The sequence below is a fragment of the Arsenophonus sp. PmNCSU2021_1 genome (genome assembly GCF_036919435.1).
GTDB classification, from domain to species: domain Bacteria; phylum Pseudomonadota; class Gammaproteobacteria; order Enterobacterales; family Enterobacteriaceae; genus Arsenophonus; species Arsenophonus nilaparvatae.
Genome location: NZ_JAZHPL010000004.1, coordinates 266,027 through 284,865 on the forward strand (window position 1 = coordinate 266,027; position 18,839 = coordinate 284,865).

12 protein-coding genes, 2 tRNA genes, 3 rRNA genes and 3 pseudogenes are annotated in these 18,839 nt (G+C 42.9%); 17 read left to right on the top strand and 3 right to left on the bottom strand.

The genetic code is table 11. From position 1 onward, the window contains the following. Positions 1–5: 5 nt before the first annotated feature. Genes V3224_RS05880 through V3224_RS05910 form a run of 7 tightly spaced genes read left to right on the top strand, consistent with a single transcriptional unit; the run spans position 6 to position 5,409 of the window. Positions 6–977 (top strand): phage protein, encoded by a 972-nt coding sequence (locus V3224_RS05880; RefSeq protein ID WP_334469256.1) that lies wholly within the window; start codon positions 6–8, stop codon positions 975–977. Beyond that, entirely contained in the window at positions 977–1,729 is a 753-nt protein-coding gene (locus tag V3224_RS05885; RefSeq protein WP_334469258.1) for a Gp138 family membrane-puncturing spike protein, read from the top strand. The genes V3224_RS05880 and V3224_RS05885 overlap by 1 nt, the downstream gene beginning before the upstream one ends. Continuing rightward, positions 1,729–2,082, top strand: a complete 354-nt coding sequence (locus V3224_RS05890) for a hypothetical protein (RefSeq protein WP_334470318.1) — start codon at positions 1,729–1,731, stop codon at positions 2,080–2,082. Before V3224_RS05885 ends, V3224_RS05890 begins: the two co-directional genes overlap by 1 nt. Next, the gene (locus V3224_RS05895; protein ID WP_334470320.1) at positions 2,079–3,272 is read left to right on the top strand and encodes a baseplate J/gp47 family protein; all 1,194 of its coding nucleotides are present in this window, start codon (positions 2,079–2,081) and stop codon (positions 3,270–3,272) included. The genes V3224_RS05890 and V3224_RS05895 overlap by 4 nt, the downstream gene beginning before the upstream one ends. Next, positions 3,269–3,922 (top strand): DUF2612 domain-containing protein, encoded by a 654-nt coding sequence (locus tag V3224_RS05900; RefSeq protein WP_334469260.1) that lies wholly within the window; start codon positions 3,269–3,271, stop codon positions 3,920–3,922. The genes V3224_RS05895 and V3224_RS05900 overlap by 4 nt, the downstream gene beginning before the upstream one ends. 8 nt (positions 3,923–3,930) lie before the next feature. Continuing rightward, positions 3,931–4,842: a tail fiber protein gene (locus V3224_RS05905; RefSeq protein ID WP_334469262.1), complete on the top strand. Its 912-nt coding sequence runs from the start codon at positions 3,931–3,933 to the stop codon at positions 4,840–4,842. Between the two features lie 9 nt (positions 4,843–4,851). Then, positions 4,852–5,409, top strand: coding sequence for a tail fiber assembly protein (locus V3224_RS05910; RefSeq protein ID WP_334469264.1), 558 nt, complete (start codon positions 4,852–4,854; stop codon positions 5,407–5,409). Positions 5,410–5,435: 26 nt separating this feature from the next. On the opposite strand, the gene V3224_RS05915 is transcribed toward V3224_RS05910, so the two are convergent. Continuing rightward, positions 5,436–6,431 (bottom strand): glycosyltransferase, encoded by a 996-nt coding sequence (locus V3224_RS05915; protein WP_334469266.1) that lies wholly within the window; start codon positions 6,429–6,431, stop codon positions 5,436–5,438. A gap of 436 nt (positions 6,432–6,867) precedes the next feature. Continuing rightward, a complete protein-coding gene (locus V3224_RS05920; RefSeq protein ID WP_334467716.1) occupies positions 6,868–7,740 on the bottom strand; it encodes an IS982 family transposase in 873 nt (290 codons plus the stop codon). A 111-nt stretch (positions 7,741–7,851) separates the two neighbouring features. Between V3224_RS05920 and V3224_RS05925 the strand changes: the two are divergent. Then, positions 7,852–8,457 (top strand): annotated as a pseudogene (locus V3224_RS05925) (transposase); the annotation flags it as partial. 17 nt (positions 8,458–8,474) lie between these two features. On the opposite strand, the pseudogene fadB reads toward V3224_RS05925, so the two are convergent. Beyond that, positions 8,475–8,711: pseudogene (gene fadB / locus V3224_RS05930) on the bottom strand (fatty acid oxidation complex subunit alpha FadB); the annotation flags it as partial. Positions 8,712–8,979: 268 nt separating this feature from the next. Here fadB and pepQ point away from each other — a divergent pair. The 9 genes and pseudogenes from pepQ (at position 8,980) to rrf (ending at position 18,766) form a co-directional block, all read left to right on the top strand. Then, positions 8,980–10,309 (top strand): annotated as a pseudogene (gene pepQ, locus V3224_RS05935) (Xaa-Pro dipeptidase). A 3-nt stretch (positions 10,310–10,312) separates the two neighbouring features. Continuing rightward, a complete protein-coding gene (locus tag V3224_RS05940) occupies positions 10,313–10,921 on the top strand; it encodes an IMPACT family protein (protein ID WP_334469270.1) in 609 nt (202 codons plus the stop codon). A 30-nt stretch (positions 10,922–10,951) separates the two neighbouring features. Continuing rightward, positions 10,952–12,403, top strand: coding sequence for a Trk system potassium transporter TrkH (gene trkH, locus V3224_RS05945; protein WP_334469272.1), 1,452 nt, complete (start codon positions 10,952–10,954; stop codon positions 12,401–12,403). 27 nt (positions 12,404–12,430) lie between these two features. After that, positions 12,431–12,958 (top strand): menaquinone-dependent protoporphyrinogen IX dehydrogenase, encoded by a 528-nt coding sequence (gene hemG, locus V3224_RS05950; protein WP_334469274.1) that lies wholly within the window; start codon positions 12,431–12,433, stop codon positions 12,956–12,958. A gap of 468 nt (positions 12,959–13,426) precedes the next feature. Continuing rightward, positions 13,427–14,971: ribosomal RNA gene (locus V3224_RS05955) — 16S ribosomal RNA — on the top strand. Positions 14,972–15,037: 66 nt separating this feature from the next. After that, positions 15,038–15,114 (top strand) — tRNA-Ile (locus V3224_RS05960). A 67-nt stretch (positions 15,115–15,181) separates the two neighbouring features. Beyond that, positions 15,182–15,257 (top strand) — tRNA-Ala (locus V3224_RS05965). Between the two features lie 335 nt (positions 15,258–15,592). Next, positions 15,593–18,496 (top strand): 23S ribosomal RNA (locus V3224_RS05970). Between the two features lie 154 nt (positions 18,497–18,650). After that, positions 18,651–18,766, top strand: a 5S ribosomal RNA gene (gene rrf, locus V3224_RS05975). Together the 16S, 23S and 5S rRNA genes with 2 tRNA genes alongside form the textbook arrangement of a ribosomal RNA operon. The last annotated feature ends 73 nt before the right edge of the window (positions 18,767–18,839 follow it).

Here is an 18,839-nt window from a genome sequence, read left to right on the forward strand (position 1 = left end):
TTGTTATGTTAAAAAACTGGATACGAAAATGCTCACTGATTGTGTCCGATGAAAAGGGTGAAGGCATTGAGTTATCGGATTTTCGCACCACCTTCAATATTACCTGGTCGGATACACGCTATCCTCGCACGGGTGTCTTTAAAGTCTGGAATCTGAGAAAAGAAACCGTCAGTCAAATTCAGGCGAAGGAGTTTGTTAACATTCAGCTTATGGCGGGGTATCAGGATAATACGGGTCTGATATTTACTGGAAAAATCCGCTACACGATTTCAGGTAGAGATAATCCTACTGACACGTTTGTTATTGTTCAGGCGATTGATTCTCATGAGGCATATGACTACGCCACGTTAAATACTACCTTAAGCGCAGGCCATACACAGGCAGAGCAACACAATGCGTTACTCACAGGGCTTGCCCCTTATGGGATTGTCAAAGGGGTTACACCTGAGTTTGATAGTACCCGTTTTCCGCGGGGAAAAACCTATTTTGGCATGGTCAGAGATGCCGCAGATAATCTGGCGGGGCAATGCCTTGCCTCATGGCAATACATTAACGGGCAGCTTGTGATGGTGCCAGAAAATAAGTACATTCAAGAGGCAATAGTGCTTAATAGCGCCACTGGCTTGATTGGCTTGCCGCAGCAAACGATTGAGGCGGGGGTCAATGTGCGTTGTTTGATTAATCCAAATATTCAAATCAATGGACTTATCCGTCTTGATCAGGCGTTAATCTATCGCACGATGTTGCCTAACAGCGATATCGCTTTGGGGTACAGCAAGTTAAGCGAAAACGATGACGGCGGCTTACGGCAAACCCAAGGCGCTGTTTCACAACCGGCCAGTCTTTCCACCGATGGGGATTATATTGTGAAAAACATCACGTATACCGGTGATACGCGCGGCAAGCCGTGGTATATGGATTTGGTGTGTATTGCCAAGGGATCAAATGACCGAATCGATATTAAAAAGGTGGGATAATGACTATTTCCGTATCAGAGCGTATCGGTGACCAACAACAACTACTTAAAGTCTTCAGTCATGCGATTTCTTCTCAACTTCGCGTCGCAATGCCGTGTATTGTTCAATCATTCGATGCGAGTAAAGTCACTTGTGTTGTACAGCCAGCGATAAAGGGAGCCTTGACCGATAGCCAAGGACAGGTGCAGTCGGTGAATTTGCCCCTGCTAGTTGATGTGCCGGTAATATTCCCACGCGGGGGCGGTGTGACAATGACCTTCCCCATCAAAAGCGGTGATGAGTGTCTGGTGGTCTTTGCGGATAGATGCATTGATTTTTGGTGGCAAAATGGCGTGATACAAGAAGCGATTGATCCCAGACAGCATGATTTATCGGATGCCTTCGCTTTTATCGGTGTGCAATCACAAAAACAGAAGATACGTCAAATTAGCACGGATGCGATGCAGTTAAGAAGTGACGATGGCGCAACCTATTTTGAAGTAAACCCGACGACACAAAAGATTAAAATTGTTGCACCAAACGGGCTTGAAATCGTCACCCCAGATGCTATTTTTTCGGAGAGGGTGACCATTAAAGGATTACTCAGTTGGTTGGGCGGCATGGTCGGTTCAACGGCCTCCGGTGTGGCCGCAAAAATTACCGGTGCGATTGAATTTTTCGGCACATTGACATCTAATGGCAAAAGGATTGATGAAACACATACCCACAAAGGCGTCAAAGCCGGTGGGGAGAGTTCAGGTGAGGTAAATTGATGCGTTATCGACGAGAAACAAGCAATAGCGACTATAGTTTTGGTCAAGGGGATAACACATTTTTAACCAACAGCCCTGATGCCGTCGCCCTGGCGATTAAAACCCGCTTGTCCCTCTGGCAGGGACAATGGTTTTTAGACAGCGAAGAAGGGATGCCCTGGTTGCAATCGGTATTAGGTAAGCCTTATTTGGAGGCCTACGGTATGACTATCAAACAGCGCATACTGGATACGCAGGGCGTAACCACGTTATCCGATTTCAATGTCAATCAAAATTCACCCCCCCGAAAACTGACTATCACGGCAAAAGTACAAACCCAATACGGCGAAACTTCTTTTACCTACGAGGCATAATGTTAAATCTTGATACGTTAGCGTTGTCAGCGAAAGTGACTGACGACGGCATCAGTGCGCCGGATTATCAGACCATACTGATGCGATTAACCGATTTTTTTCATGAAATTTATGGGCAGGATGCGTATTTAACGCCGGATAGCAAAGACGGCCAGATGATAGCCATTTACGCGCTCGCCATTCACGATGCCAATAATGCGCTTATCGCCACCTACAACAGTTTTAGCCCAAGCACGGGTAAAGGCGCTGCACTATCAAATAATGTCGCCATTAATGGCATTTCACGCCATGCATCGGGTTATTCGAATGTGGATGTTGTATTAACGGGTCAGGTGGGTACGGTGATAAAAAATGGCCGTGTACGCGATAAAAACGGCAATATCTGGCGGTTACCGGAAACGGTTACGCTCGATACGCACGGCGAAACTACTGTCACTGCCGTTTGTCTGGTTAAGGGGAAGGTCACCGCATTAGTAGGCGAAATTACCGAGATAGCCACGCCTACGCGAGGATGGCAGACGGTGAATAATCCCAAACCCGCCACGCAAGGCAGACCGATTGAAACGGATAACCAGCTACGGGAGCGACAACGAAAATCGGTATCACTGCCGTCACGCACCGTACTGGAAGGTATACAGGGCGCGATTAGCTTGATATCAGGGGTGACAAGACAACGCGGTTTTGAAAATGACACCGGTGAAACCGATAAAAACGGTATTTTTGCGCATTCAATCGCCATGATAGTCGATGGTGGCGATGTCACCACGATTGCCAACGCAATCGCGCAAAAGAAAACACCGGGCGCGGGCACTTATGGCGATACAACGGTAACGGTCAAAGACCGTTACGATATGCCTATCACGATTCGGTTTTCCCGCCCTAAAACGGTTGATGTGCATGTTGAAATCGACTTAACGGCGTTTTTAGGATTTACCACGCTCACCGGCGATAAAATCCGGCAGAAAGTATCGGAATATATTAACCAGCAACTCATTGGCGACAACTTGTATCTGACCCGCCTCTATTCGCCCGCGAATCTGCCTAGTGACGAAGAGGGTAAAACCTTCGATATCACAGCAATAAAAATCGGACGAACAGAAGAAGCGGTCAAAGAAGAAAACTTGATGGTGGCTTTTAATGAAGCCGTTAGTTGTCGTGAGAATAACGTCAAACTAGTGGTGACCTCATGAGAGATTACACCGAATACATAACCCCGCAACATCGTCCAGCTGAAAAGTTTACGCAACATATTGCGCTGATGACGCGCGCGCTAAGTGATATTGCAGCCTTAGCCTCACAGCTTAATGCCTTTTTCAGTATTGATACAGCAACAGGTAAACAACTGGATGCCGTCGGCGAATGGATAGGCTTATCACGTTTTGTCAAAACGCCGATAAAAGGCGTCTATTTTTCACTGGATACCGAAAAGGTCGGCTTTGACCAGGGGAGCTGGAAACGGCGCTTTGATGCTGACAGTGGTTTTACCGAACTGGATGATGAAACCTATCGCTTCATTTTAAGAGCAAAAATACGCGCGAATCACTGGGATGGCACAAGCGAGATGCTCTCAGAAATTTATCAGGGTGTCATTCCTGATGAAACGGTAAAAATCTTTTTTATCGACAATCAAGATATGTCGATGGATGTGTATCTGACCGGTGGGGTGATACCGGAAGTGACAAAAGCGGTTATCAAACAGGGGTATCTTAACATCAAGCCCGAAGGGGTAAGACTCAACGCCTATACCGGTTCAGAGGGGGATAACGGCATTTTTGGCTTTGATGTCAACAATCGTTATATCGACGGATTTGATACGGGAAGCTGGTCAGTCAAATTATAGGAAACAAGATGGCAAAAAATGAAATATTACCGTTTGGTATCGCAGACGGCGCTAACGTATTGCCAGCAGAGGAGTATCAGAAACTCACCGCCCGCAATAACGGGTTTAGTGCAGGTGTTGCGCGTTCACAGGAACTTAACACCGTCTGGCGGCAGGCATCGATGATAGCGCACGTGGTGGCACAGTTTATTGCGGAAACCAATAACAGTGATGTACTCGACGACGGCAACGTCGATAAACTGAAAGCCGGACTCATCAGTGCCTTATCGAAAAATGTGAATAATACCGTACCCGCCGCCACAAAAACCGTGGCAGGGATAACGAAACTTAGTAGCGCCACGAATAGCGATGATGAAACGCTGGCTGCCACCCCCAAAGCGGTCAAAATTGCTTATGACTTGGCGAAAACGGTGAGTATTGACGGTATTTATCCAGTCGGAGTTGTGCTGTGGTTTGCGCAGAATAAAAACCCCAATACCTTATTTCCTAATACGAAGTGGCAATACATTGGTGAAAATAAAACCATTCGTTTAGCAAAATCCGATGGTTCTAATGTATTAACTACCGGAGGCGCTGACGCTATTAAGCTAACCGAAGCACAATTACCCGCGCATGGGCACACTTTTTCAGCAACTACCAGTAGCTATGATTATGGTAATAAAAATACGAATGCAACGGGTGATCACGTGCATACTTACAACAAATCTAAAGCAGATGGAGGAGGATCTTATTCCACCTCAGGTAATGGCGGTGCATGGGGTACATTGAGTACAAATTCAGCAGGTGCCCACGCCCATACTGTTACTCTTGGTCCACATTCACATACTGTTTCAGGTACAACCGGAAAGATGGGAAATGGTAGCGAAATTAATATCACCAATGCTTTTGTTACTTTGATGGGTTGGTACAGGATTAGCTAAGGAATCAACATGTTCAGAATTTTTAAAGCCTATACTTACACGAGCGATACACATGAGTTGCTTGGTCCTTGTGATGCTTACACGGATGAAACGCATGATATATTGCCTTTTCATACCGAGAAGAAACCGATTGATAAAAAAGAAGGTTTCGCTGTTGTTTTTAATGAACAAAATCAGGAATGGGAATATCACGAAGATCATCGAGGCTTGGTGCTATTTGATACGAAAAACCGTCAATCTGTCACCATTGTTAAATTGGGAAAAGTACCGGAATATTTAACATCATCAACCCCTAAAAGCGAATTTGATGTCTGGGATGGTGAAAAATGGGTCAAGGATGTTGAAGCTGAAAATTTAGCAAAAAGACATAAATTGGAAGGCATCAAACAACAAAAATTATATGATGCCACTATTGAAATTGCTCCTCTTCAAGATGCCATAGATTTAGATATGGCGACCGAAGAAGAGGAAAAACGACTGATAGCCTGGAAAAAATATCGGGTATTAGTTAATCGTATAGATACATCAACAGCAGATAATATAGTTTGGCCTGAAAAACCTGATTGATTACCACATCAATTAAGCAAAATATATTAGATAAATATTTTTCTCCATAGATAAATAAAATACGCCAGAAGAGCTGTGAGGTATTTTTTTTGATATAAGGTATGTTTGTATTGGTATTTAAATAAATGTGATTTATTAGCTTTTATTTGAGGGATTCTCATCCATGGGGAAACATTTTTAGCATCAAGGAAATGTTTTGATGAAGGGTAATTTGTTGCCCATTCGTGCCAAGGTTTGGTAAATCCTATGTAATGAATAAAGACAACACTGTCATTTATTCTTTGATTTTTTTTTCTTAACTCGTAATCAATTTTACAAAAAGTGTTCCATTTTGAGTCGATAAAAATCGTCTTGTCAATCAAGATTAAATTCAAAGCATCTTGATCTAGATAAGGTAATTTTTTTTTGGATAACAATTCAATGGCTTTATTTGAAACATCTAATTTAAACCACTGAGAAGTGCTAATTAACATTAGTCCGGTGTTGAAATAATTTTTATTTAAACCAGATGTTTCTGGTGACATATTTCTTTTAGCTCTATCAGCAACAACTGCTGCAATTTGGGTTTCACTGAAATTAATTTTAGTAAGAAAAGTTATATTACCTTTACAGACAATATCAGCGTCTAGATAAAGTAATTTGTCAATTATTGAGGATAAGTAATCGACAAGAATTAATCTAAAATAAGTAGCATGTGACCAATTTTTGGTTGTTGGCAGCTTTTTCAGTTCTTCGCATTCAAGAAGATATATCGTTATTTTGGTATTATATTTTTTTGCTAGTTGTGAGAATAAACTTTCTTGCTCGTCATCAAAAAAATCAGTAAAAACATGAAAATGAAAATCTATATCTTTGTTATGCATTAGTATCGAAGTGATAGAGACTCCAGTTCCAAATAGAAAGTTTTTATCTACTCCATAAGCTACATTAAAGACATCGTTTGAATACCTTAATTCTTTCTCAGACAGATTAATAACTTTCGTTACCAATTTAGTAGCTTCAAACTCGTTTTTATTAATCATTATTCACTCTTAACAAACAGCCTCATTTAAGGGGCATCATATTAACAGCGTTGAGGGAAGTTGTTAACCATTAGTTGTTGGTTGCGTGTAAGTGGCTTTGTGAGAGATAGCGGTTTTGTTTTTGGTAGTGTGGCAAAGATAGCACACGGGGGGTGAAAAAATAATTTGTACATAACTGTGTATATAAAAATAAAATAGATACATGAATGTTATTTAAATTATTGATTATTAATTTTTAATTTGAAATTAATGAGATTTAAATAGAGAATCTTATAAATCAAAAGCAACTTATTGTAATTTAATAAAATTTATGTGTTTTAGTAACTTGAAGATTAATCATCGATTTTAAGCCATTTCTAGTATTTTATACGCCTGTGCGAAACTCGTGTCAATTATCGGATTTATGATAACCTGAGTTCGGGATAAGCATTATCAATTATACTTGAAGATACGTACCTGCAACAGGTATCTTTGGTTTAGATGGCATTAAACAATATGCAACCAGTCCGCCTAATAAATTCACTACAAAGTTAGCCGGAGAGCGATGTCGCGTATGCTCTATTTGACAAAGATTTTTTAACTCATCAAATACCGTTTCAATGACAGAACGATGACGCAAGATGGCTTTGTCGAAACAAGTCTGTTTAATAGGCTTCATTTTCTTCTTGATATTCGTTATAAGGCTAATTCCCATCGTTTTGAGTTGCTGTTTCAGTGAAGCCGATAAATACCCTTTATCTGCGTACAAACAACCAGAAAGATCCTTTGTCAGCTCAGGCAATGGTTTCCGATCATCGGTGTTTCCTGGTGTGAGTCGAAAACTGAGTATTTCCCCCAAATGATTGATAATTACATGAAGCTTGAAACCAAAGAACCAACCTGTTGAATTTTTTCCCCGTTCAGCTATCCCATTGAAGACTTTATGTCTGCGGATCCGTAAGTTATCACACACCGCTATCGGAGTAGAATCGGCAACCGATAGCCCCGTGCATTTTCCCTTAATTGACTCAAACAGTGCCGTTAACGCTAAGGCACTACGCGGAAGTAACTCTACACAGCGTGAATAGGATGGCAAGTTAGGAAATTCCTTCCGGAGATATAAGCGGACATAATAGAGATAAAATACCTTGAATTGCCTGAATCGGAGTTGATGAAACAACACAACCAGTGTCATCATTTCCGCCAACGAAAGCTGAGTAGACCGTCTACGACGCTTAGTACCGTTAGTCAGCAAATATTCATGCATTTTTGGCTCGAAGTCTTTGCAAAAATCATCCATCAGGCAATAAAGTTCAGTAAGATTTTCCATAATTGTTTAACAATGCTCTACTCTTTAACCAGACTGTTAGAGTATTTTAACAAAACAGGCTCATTCAACTATTTGAATATCAAGACTTTCTCTTTATTTCTTATCCCGAACTCAGGTTATGATAAAGATTCTGATGGAAAAACAAAAAACACGCACTTTTCCGAAATGCTCACTCTTGCTAAAAAAAGAGGGATCATGCCAGAAGCCGTAGTGATGGATGCTTGGTATTCTAGCCTGGATAACCTGAAATCAATTCGCTCTCATGGTTGGATCTGGGTAAACACGCTGAGGAAAAATAGGATTGTTAACCATAACAAACAACTGAACAAGTTAGACATCTCAGAAGAAGGAACGTCAATACACTTGCGAGGATATGGTTGGGTAACCGTTTTCAAATTTACAGCCAAAAACGGCCGTATTGATTACATAGTAACAAACAAAGAGAATCCCACCCGTCAATACCTCAAATCTATCATGGATACCCGTTGGTCTGTTGAAGTTTATCATCGAGAAGTTAAACAAAACTGTGGTATTGAACGCTGTCAGGCTCGCACGAGCCGAGCGCAAAGAAATCATATTTTTCTCGCTATTTCTGCGTGGTTTGAACAACATAAACGTCGTATATCTGAAAAAATAACCCTTTATCAACAAAATTGGGACGTAATCAAAAGTGCTATTACTGAGCAAATCCGTGTTTTATTAGCGTACCCAAATTAGTTTTGTGCGAAACTCGTGAGCGAGAGAAATTGTTTAATATCTGCACCAACAATAAAAGTGGGTTTTTGTGAAATCAGAATAAGCCCTTTTAATTGACTTAGGATCTTTTTGTTTTCCAGTGAATCAATAGCTTTGTTTAGTGAATCAACGGTTTCTAAATCAAATTTATTAATGGTATTTGGCGAATTAAATACCAATTTTGCGATACCGGGTTTTATCCAGTCAACCTGAATAGTATTACTTTGATAGAGCATACTGTTCTCCTATGATTTTCATCTGGTACGACCAGGGATTAGCAGTGTGATTTTTTTGTTAAAAAAATGCAAATTAAGTATAAAAAATATGCTAGCCTGATCACACAAATTGTATGGGTTATTGAAAACCGCGCTAATACTTACTTATTTGTTTTTATTGATAAAAATGAGACACTTTAGTTGGGGAAAAGCATTTATTAAATTAATGATAATATTTAATCTGATATTTTGCTGAATATTAGAGATAAAAATAACAGGTGAACTAAAAATGGAAAATTTTGCTAGTCAATATCAAGAACATATTAAAACATTACAGCAACGTACCCAGAATGTTTTGAAAAATAATAAATTGAATGCCTTACTTATCCATTCTGGAGAGCCGAAAGGCGTTTTTCTTGATGACTACCATTATCCATTCAAAGCTAATCCACATTTCAAAGCTTGGCTACCTATTACTCAAATTGCCCATTGTTGGTTATTAGTTGATGGAGTTAGCAAACCTAAACTGTGGTTTTATTCTCCAATTGATTATTGGCATAGTATTGATCCTCTACCGGACAGCTTTTGGCTAAAAGAGTTTGAGTTGTTCCATTTAAAGGAGGCTAATGATATTAAAAAATGGTTATTTCAGTTAGATAAAAAACATACTGGTTATATTGGTGAATCTATTGATCTAGCTAAAGAATTAGGTATTTCAGCGATTAATATTAATCGCAAATCGGTATTAGATTATTTTCATCGGGCTTATAAGACCAATTATGAATTGAGTTGCTTACAACAAGCGCAGAAAATGGCAATAGCTGATCATCATGCCGCTAGTGAGGATTTCTATCAGGGAGCGAGTGAATTTGATATTAATGTTAGTTACTTGCAGGCAACAGGTCAGCGAGATATCGATGTGCCATACAGTAATATTATTGCACTCAATGAAAATTGTTCAGTACTCCACTACACTAAATTGAAGTATCAGCCACCAAAGAAAATGTATAGTTTTTTTAATTGATGCGGGCGCTGAATATCACGGTTATGCAGCAGATATTACGCGTACTTATGCGGCTAAAAATAATGATGAATTTGCTAATTTGATTAACGGCTTGGATAGTAAACAGCAGATATTGATCGATACAATTAAAACCGGTATTCGCTATACTGAATATCATCAACAGATGCATCAACATATTGCATCTTTATTGCTAGATCATGGCATTATTTGCAATATCAGTGTAGAGACAATGATAGAAAAAGGCCTTACAACACCATTTTTCCCGCATGGCTTAGGCCATCTTTTGGGATTACAAGTTCATGATGTTGGTGGATTGATGCAGGATGAAACGGGAAAGTCTTTGGCTGCACCAGAATGTTATCCTTTCTTACGTTGTACTCGGATCTTACAACCTGGTATGGTATTAACTATTGAACCTGGTCTCTACTTCATGGAGACACTATTAGCTCCTTTGCGCGAAGGATCGTTTAGTAAATATTTTAACTGGTCTAAAATTGCGTCCTTTATGCCCTATGGTGGTATTCGTATCGAAGATAATATCATCATATATGAGAATAAAGTTGAAAATATGACACGTAATTTACATTTAAAATAATGAATGCTTATTTTGATACCCGCAGAGTCGGTTGTTGTTACCGAAGAGATTAAAAAAAGCCGTTTCATTACTTATTTGGAACATACTGATGGAATTGCAGAAGCAAAAAATTTTATCCAAACTATCAAACATAAATACCCTGATGCTCGCCATCATTGTTGGGCCTATGTTGCTGGTAGGCCTGATGATTGCCAAAAATTAGGCTTTTCCGATGATGGTGAGCCAACAGGAACGGCAGGTAAGCCGATGATCACTCAGTTATTAGCTAGCCATATTGGTGAAATTACTGTCGTTGTGGTGCGTTATTTTGGCGGTATTAAATTGGGAACTGGGGGCTTGGTTAGAGCTTATGGTAACAGTGTTCAACATGCACTTAACCTCTTAAACACCCAGCAAAAAGTGCTACAAAAATATTATTTAATACATTGTGAATATGTGCATATAAAAATGATTGAGCAATTAATACAACAATCAGCAGGGCAGATCCTAGCGCGAGAATATAGTGAAAATGTGATATTAGAAATTTCACTACCTATCAATGTTGAACAAAAGTTTGCGGATAAATTACGTAATTTAAGTAGAGGCGCATTAAATTTAACCCCTAAATCTTAATGTTATGACTAGATTCTCAAGGAACCACTCATGCATTTTCGAGCAATAACCCGAATTGTTGGGCTACTTGTTATCTTATTTTCTGTCACTATGATTATTCCCGGCATAGTGGCATTGATTTATCGAGATGGAGCAGGGCGCGCCTTTAGCCAAACTTTTGTTGCGGCATTAATTATCGGATTGTTACTATGGATACCAAATAGAAATAATCGACATGATCTAAAACCTAAAGAAGGTTTTCTGATAGTCGCCCTTTTTTGGACCGTGTTAGGTAGTGTTGGAGCACTACCTTTTATTTTTTCTGATCGGCCTCATCTTTCGGTTACCGATGCTTTTTTTGAATCTTTTTCCGGTTTAACAACAACTGGAGCAACCACATTGGTTGGGTTAGACACTTTACCCAAAGCAATACTCTTTTATCGACAGATGCTACAGTGGTTAGGTGGTATGGGAATTATTGTTTTAGCGGTAGCCATATTACCTTTATTAGGTGTAGGTGGAATGCAGCTTTATCGGGCAGAAATGCCTGGCCCACTTAAAGACAATAAAATGCGTCCAAGGATTGCAGAAACGGCAAAGACACTTTGGTTAATCTATGTTTTGCTTACTATAGTCTGCGCGATAGCATTATGGGGCGCTGGCATGGATGTTTTTGATGCTATCTCCCATAGTTTTTCTACTGTCGCTATTGGTGGATTTTCTACTCATGACCAAAGTATTGGCTACTTTAATAGCCCTGCTATTAATACCATTATTGCTATTTTTTTGCTGATTTCTGGCTGTAATTTTGGTCTTCATTTTGCCGTATTATCTGGTCGTAGTCTGACAATTTACTGGCGTGATCCTGAATTTAGAGTATTTATCGGTTTTCAAATAGTTTTGATAATCATTTGTACGTTAGTACTTCTATATTATTCAGTTTATGACTCTCTATTACAAACATTTGATCAAGCCTTTTTTCAGGTTGTCTCTGTCGCAACAACAGCCGGTTTTAGTACCGATGGGTTTGCAAATTGGCCGCTTTTTCTACCGATATTGTTACTTTGTGCTGCTTTTGTCGGTGGGTGTGCAGGATCAACCGGAGGTGGATTAAAAGTTATTCGAATTTTACTATTATTCTTGCAGGGTTTACGGGAGTTAAAACGGTTAGTACATCCAAATGCTGTTTACACGATAAAATTAGGCTCCAGGGCATTACCTGAACGTATTATTGAAGCTGTTTGGGGTTTTTTTTCTGCTTATGCATTGGTTTTTATTATAAGTTTATTATTGTTAATTGCTACCGGTGTAGATGAGTTTTCAGCTTTTGCCGCAATTGCGGCAACACTGAATAATTTAGGGCCAGGATTAGGCTCGGTAGCTGAAAACTTTACTACCATGAATCCAACGGGAAAATGGATCCTAATAGTCACTATGTTATTTGGTCGATTGGAAGTGTTCACTTTACTTGTTCTTTTCACTCTAACCTTTTGGCGGGAATAATCATTTATATAATTTTATAGGTAACACATGAGCTATTTGCTACTTTATTCTGGTGAAAATGGTCAGACTAAAAAAATAATACTTAAAATTACTGAATATTTACGTAAAGAAGGTAAGCAATGTGATGTTAGAGATTTAAATATGGATAAAAATTTTAATCTTTCTGTCTACCAAAAAGTATTAGTCGGTGCTTCAATCCGTTATGGTCATTTTAATCCTGCAGTGTTGAGTTTTGTGCAAAATCACCAAAAAGAGTTGAATACTATGCCAAGTGCATTTTTTGGCGTTAATTTAACGGCCAGAAAACAGGGCAAAGATACACCTGACACAAATGTTTATGTACGTAAATTTTTAGCTAAAATTCCGTGGCAACCAACTATTACTAATGTGTTTGCCGGAGCACTACGTTATCCCCAATATAAATGGTTAGATCGTATTATGATCCAATTTATTATGAAAATAACAGGTGGAGAAACGAATACAAATAAAGAGGTTGAATATACTGATTGGCAAAAAGTCGAATACTTTGCGCGTGAATTTAATGCGCTTAAATAAAAATTTGATTAAAAATTGCTATTTTTTCTGCTTTTTGTCGAAAAAAAGAGCAAACGACTAAAGTTTACAAATTATTGCTTGCTAGCTGCGTAAAACTGCCTATAATGCGCCCCCACTGAGTCAGTATAGAACGAATCAAATCGAATTGAATTTTCTTGACGCAGGGTAAAGAAAAGTAGAAATAACTACTTGACTTTACAGGTGAAAAGCGTAATATACGCCACCTCGCGGCTCAGGTCGGACGCTCTTTAACAATTAATCAGACAATCTGTGTGGGCACTCGCAAGACATCATCAAAAAATATTTGATTTTAAAGTCTTGAAGAGTGACAAACAGTTAATTCATATATGAACTAATATGCAGTAACGTTATTTTGGACGGCAGCGGCGAAGGTGGTCAAACATCGGCAAAGCGGGTTGAACAAAAGGGCGTTACGGTCAGTAAAACATTCTTTGAGCATCAAGCTTTTAATTGAAGAGTTTGATCATGGCTCAGATTGAACGCTGGCGGCAGGCCTAACACATGCAAGTCGAGCGGCAGCGGAAGGAAGCTTGCTTCCTTGCCGGCGAGCGGCGGACGGGTGAGTAAGGTATGGGGATCTGGCCGAAGGCGGGGGATAACCACTGGAAACGGTGGCTAATACCGCATAATCTCTAAGGAGCAAAGTGGGGGACCGTTCTGGCCTCACACCTTCGGATGAACCCATATGAGATTAGCTAGTAGGTGGGGTAATGGCTCACCTAGGCGACGATCTCTAGCTGGTCTGAGAGGATGATCAGCCACACTGGGACTGAGACACGGCCCAGACTCCTACGGGAGGCAGCAGTGGGGAATATTGCACAATGGGCGCAAGCCTGATGCAGCCATGCCGCGTGTATGAAGAAGGCCTTCGGGTTGTAAAGTACTTTCAGTCGTGAGGAAGGTGTTAAGGTTAATAACCTTAGCAATTGACGTTAGCGACAGAAGAAGCACCGGCTAACTCCGTGCCAGCAGCCGCGGTAATACGGAGGGTGCGAGTGTTAGTCGGAATTACTGGGCGTAAAGGGCACGCAGGCGGCTAATTAAGTTGGATGTGAAATCCCCGGGCTTAACCTGGGAATGGCATTCAAGACTGGTTAGCTAGAGTCTTGTAGAGGGGGGTAGAATTCCATGTGTAGCGGTGAAATGCGTAGAGATGTGGAGGAATACCGGTGGCGAAGGCGGCCCCCTGGACAAAGACTGACGCTCATGTGCGAAAGCGTGGGGAGCAAACAGGATTAGATACCCTGGTAGTCCACGCTGTAAACGATGTCGATTTGGAGGTTGTGGTCATGAACTGTGGCCTCCGGAGCTAACGCGTTAAATCGACCGCCTGGGGAGTACGGCCGCAAGGTTAAAACTCAAATGAATTGACGGGGGCCCGCACAAGCGGTGGAGCATGTGGTTTAATTCGATGCAACGCGAAGAACCTTACCTACTCTTGACATCCAGCGAATCCTTTAGAGATAGAGGAGTGCCTTCGGGAGCGCTGAGACAGGTGCTGCATGGCTGTCGTCAGCTCGTGTTGTGAAATGTTGGGTTAAGTCCCACAACGAGCGCAACCCTTATCCTTTGTTGCCAGCGAATAGTGTCGGGAACTCAAAGGAGACTGCCGGTGATAAACCGGAGGAAGGTGGGGATGACGTCAAGTCATCATGGCCCTTACGAGTAGGGCTACACACGTGCTACAATGGCGTATACAGAGAGAGGCGAGCCAGCGATGGGAAGCGGAACTCAGAAAGTACGTCGAAGTCCGGATTGGAGTCTGCAACTCGACTCCATGAAGTCGGAATCGCTAGTAATCGCGGATCAGCATGTCGCGGTGAATACGTTCCCGGGCCTTGTACACACCGCCCGTCACACCATGGGAGTGGGTTGCAAAAGAAGTAGGTAGCTTAACCTTTTTGGATGGCGCTTACCACTTTGTGATTCATGACTGGGGTGAAGTCGTAACAAGGTAACCGTAGGGGAACCTGCGGTTGGATCACCTCCTTACCTAGATAGATGGAATGTGAGTGTTCACACAGATTGTCTGATGAAGATTGAGCAGAAGGTATCATTAGGCTTGTAGCTCAGGTGGTTAGAGCGCACCCCTGATAAGGGTGAGGTCGGTGGTTCAAGTCCACTCAGGCCTACCAACATTGCTGACGGAAGTGGCTGAAAGGCAAGGTTAGCAGTAAGGTGTAATGATACGACAATCTTAATGGGGCTATAGCTCAGCTGGGAGAGCGCCTGCTTTGCACGCAGGAGGTCAGCGGTTCGATCCCGCTTAGCTCCACCATATTGCAAGATAAAAATAGAAAAAAGTTATTCAGAGCAGGCTGGCAATAGTATGCTGCGAATAATAATGCTCTTTAACAATCTGGAACAAGCTGAAAATTGAAACACACATTATTGAAAAAATAATGTGGAGAACTCTCAAACTCCAATTTGAAGTGTTATTCAAATAGGCAGACGAGTGGCATGGCGAGCAGGGTGAAATTTGCGGCGTAGGCGCGCAGTCAGCGCAGCGTACATAAGTACGTGAGCATGACGAGCACCGCACAACAAAAAATTTCGCACGGCGCAGCCATGACGCCTGTGTATTATTTGATAAGAGACACCTTCGGGTTGTGAGGTTAAGCGAATGAAGCGTACACGGTGGATGCCTAGGCAGTCAGAGGCGATGAAGGACGTGCTAATCTGCGAAAAGCGTCGGTAAGCTGATATGAAGCGTACTAGCCGGCGATGTCCGAATGGGGAAACCCAGTGCATTAATGCACTATCGTTTGATGAATTCATAGTCAAACGAGGCGAACCGGGGGAACTGAAACATCTCAGTACCCCGAGGAAAAGAAATCAACCGAGATTCCCCCAGTAGCGGCGAGCGAACGGGGAGCAGCCCAGAGTCAACATCAATATTTACCGCAGGAGAAGGGTCTGGAAAGGCCAGCAATAAAGGGTGATAGCCCCGTATCTGAAACGGTAAGTGTTGTGAACTCGAAGAGTAGGGCGGGACACGTGTTATCCTGTCTGAATATGGGGGGACCATCCTCCAAGGCTAAATACTCCTGACTGACCGATAGTGAACCAGTACCGTGAGGGAAAGGCGAAAAGAACCCCGGCGAGGGGAGTGAAATAGAACCTGAAACCGTGTACGTACAAGCAGTGGGAGCACCTGAAAGGGTGTGACTGCGTACCTTTTGTATAATGGGTCAGCGACTTATATTCTGTAGCAAGGTTAACCGCATAGGGGAGCCGTAGGGAAACCGAGTCTTAACTGGGCGTTAAGTTGCAGGGTATAGACCCGAAACCCGGTGATCTAGCCATGGGCAGGTTGAAGGTTGGGTAACACTAACTGGAGGACCGAACCGACTAATGTTGAAAAATTAGCGGATGACTTGTGGCTGGGGGTGAAAGGCCAATCAAACCGGGAGATAGCTGGTTCTCCCCGAAAGCTATTTAGGTAGCGCCTCGTGAATTCATCTTCGGGGGTAGAGCACTGTTTCGGCTAGGGGGTCATCCCGACTTACCAACCCGATGCAAACTACGAATACCGAAGAATGTTATCACGGGAGACACACGGCGGGTGCTAACGTCCGTCGTGAAGAGGGAAACAACCCAGACCGCCAGCTAAGGTCCCGAAGTCATGGTTAAGTGGGAAACGAAGTGGGAAGGCTTAGACAGCCAGGATGTTGGCTTAGAAGCAGCCATCATTTAAAGAAAGCGTAATAGCTCACTGGTCGAGTCGGCCTGCGCGGAAGATGTAACGGGGCTAAACCATGCACCGAAGCTGCGGCAGCGACATTTAGATGTTGTTGGGTAGGGGAGCGTTCTGTAAGCCGTAGAAGGTGCACTGAGAGGTCTGCTGGAGGTATCAGAAGTGCGAATGCTGACATAAGTAACGATAAAGCGGGTGAAAAACCCGCTCGCCGAAAGACCAAGGTTTCCTGTCCAACGTTAATCGGGGCAGGGTAAGTCGACCCCTAAGGCGAGGCTGAAAAGCGTAGTTGATGGGAAACGGGTTAATATTCCCGTACTAAGGGTTACTGCGAAGGGGGGACGGAGAAGGCTAGGCTATCCGGGCGACGGTTGTCCCGGTTTAAGCGAGTAGGTGGGTAGTGTAGGCAAATCCGCACTGCTACAACACTGAGACGTGATGACGAGCCACCAAGGTGGTGAAGTAGTTGATGCCCAGCTTCCAGGAAAAGCCTCTAAGCGATAGGTAATCATTAATCGTACCCCAAACCGACACAGGTGGTTAGGTAGAGAATACTCAGGCGCTTGAGAGAACTCGGGTGAAGGAACTAGGCAAAATGGTGCCGTAACTTCGGGAGAAGGCACGCTGGCATTAGGTGAAGGGTCTAGCATCCGGAGCTGAAGCCAGTCGAAGATACCAGCTGGCTGCAACTGTTTATTAAAAACACAGCACTGTGCAAACACGAAAGTGGACGTATACGGTGTGACGCCTGCCCGGTGCTGGAAGGTTAATTGATGGGGTAAGCCGTAAGGCGAAGCTCTTGATCGAAGCCCCAGTAAACGGCGGCCGTAACTATAACGGTCCTAAGGTAGCGAAATTCCTTGTCGGGTAAGTTCCGACCTGCACGAATGGCGTAATGATGGCCAGGCTGTCTCCACCCGAGACTCAGTGAAATTGAACTCGCTGTGAAGATGCAGTGTACCCGCGGCAAGACGGAAAGACCCCGTGAACCTTTACTATAGCTTGACACTGAACATTGAGCCTTGATGTGTAGGATAGGTGGGAGGCTTTGAAGTGTAGACGCCAGTCTGCATGGAGCCAACGTTGAAATACCACCCTTTAATGTTTGATGTTCTAACTTGGGCCCGTAATCCGGGCTGAGGACAGTGTCTGGTGGGTAGTTTGACTGGGGCGGTCTCCTCCCAAAGCGTAACGGAGGAGCACAAAGGTTGGCTAATCACGGTCGGACATCGTGAGGTTAGTGCAAAGGCATAAGCCAGCTTGACTGCGAGCGTGACGGCGCGAGCAGGTACGAAAGTAGGTCTTAGTGATCCGGTGGTTCTGAATGGAAGGGCCATCGCTCAACGGATAAAAGGTACTCCGGGGATAACAGGCTGATACCGCCCAAGAGTTCATATCGACGGCGGTGTTTGGCACCTCGATGTCGGCTCATCACATCCTGGGGCTGAAGTAGGTCCCAAGGGTATGGCTGTTCGCCATTTAAAGTGGTACGCGAGCTGGGTTTAGAACGTCGTGAGACAGTTCGGTCCCTATCTGTCGTGGGCGAAGGAAGATTGAGGGGGGCTGCTCCTAGTACGAGAGGACCGGAGTGGACGCACCACTGGTGTACAGGTTGTCATGCCAATGGCATCGCCTGGTAGCTAAGTGCGGAAGAGATAACCGCTGAAAGCATCTAAGCGGGAAACTTGCCTCAAGATGAGTCTTCCCTGACAGTAATGTCCTATAAGGGGTGTTCGAGACGAGGACGTAGATAGGCTGGGTGTGTAAGCGTAGCGATACGTTGAGCTAACCAGTACTAATGACCCGAGAGGCTTAACCTGACAACACCGAAGGTGTTTTGAGAGAGAGAATTTTAGCTTGTTTTGAGATTGAATCTGGTCGGATTTTACTGAAGGCCGAGGTGTGTTCGCTACTGAGGTAGGTGAGCAGACTGTAAGGCAGCGAAATAAGACGGGATAAATAGAAAAGAATTTGTCTGGCGGTAATAGCGCGGTGGTCCCACCGGACCCCATGCCGAACTCAGAAGTGAAATGCCGTAGTGCCGATGGTAGTGTGGGGTCTCCCCATGTGAGAGTATGGAACTGCTAAGCTTAAAATATTAAGGCCACCTAATTAAGGTGGCTTTTTTTATCTGAAAAATAGCTATATTCAATATAAAACTTG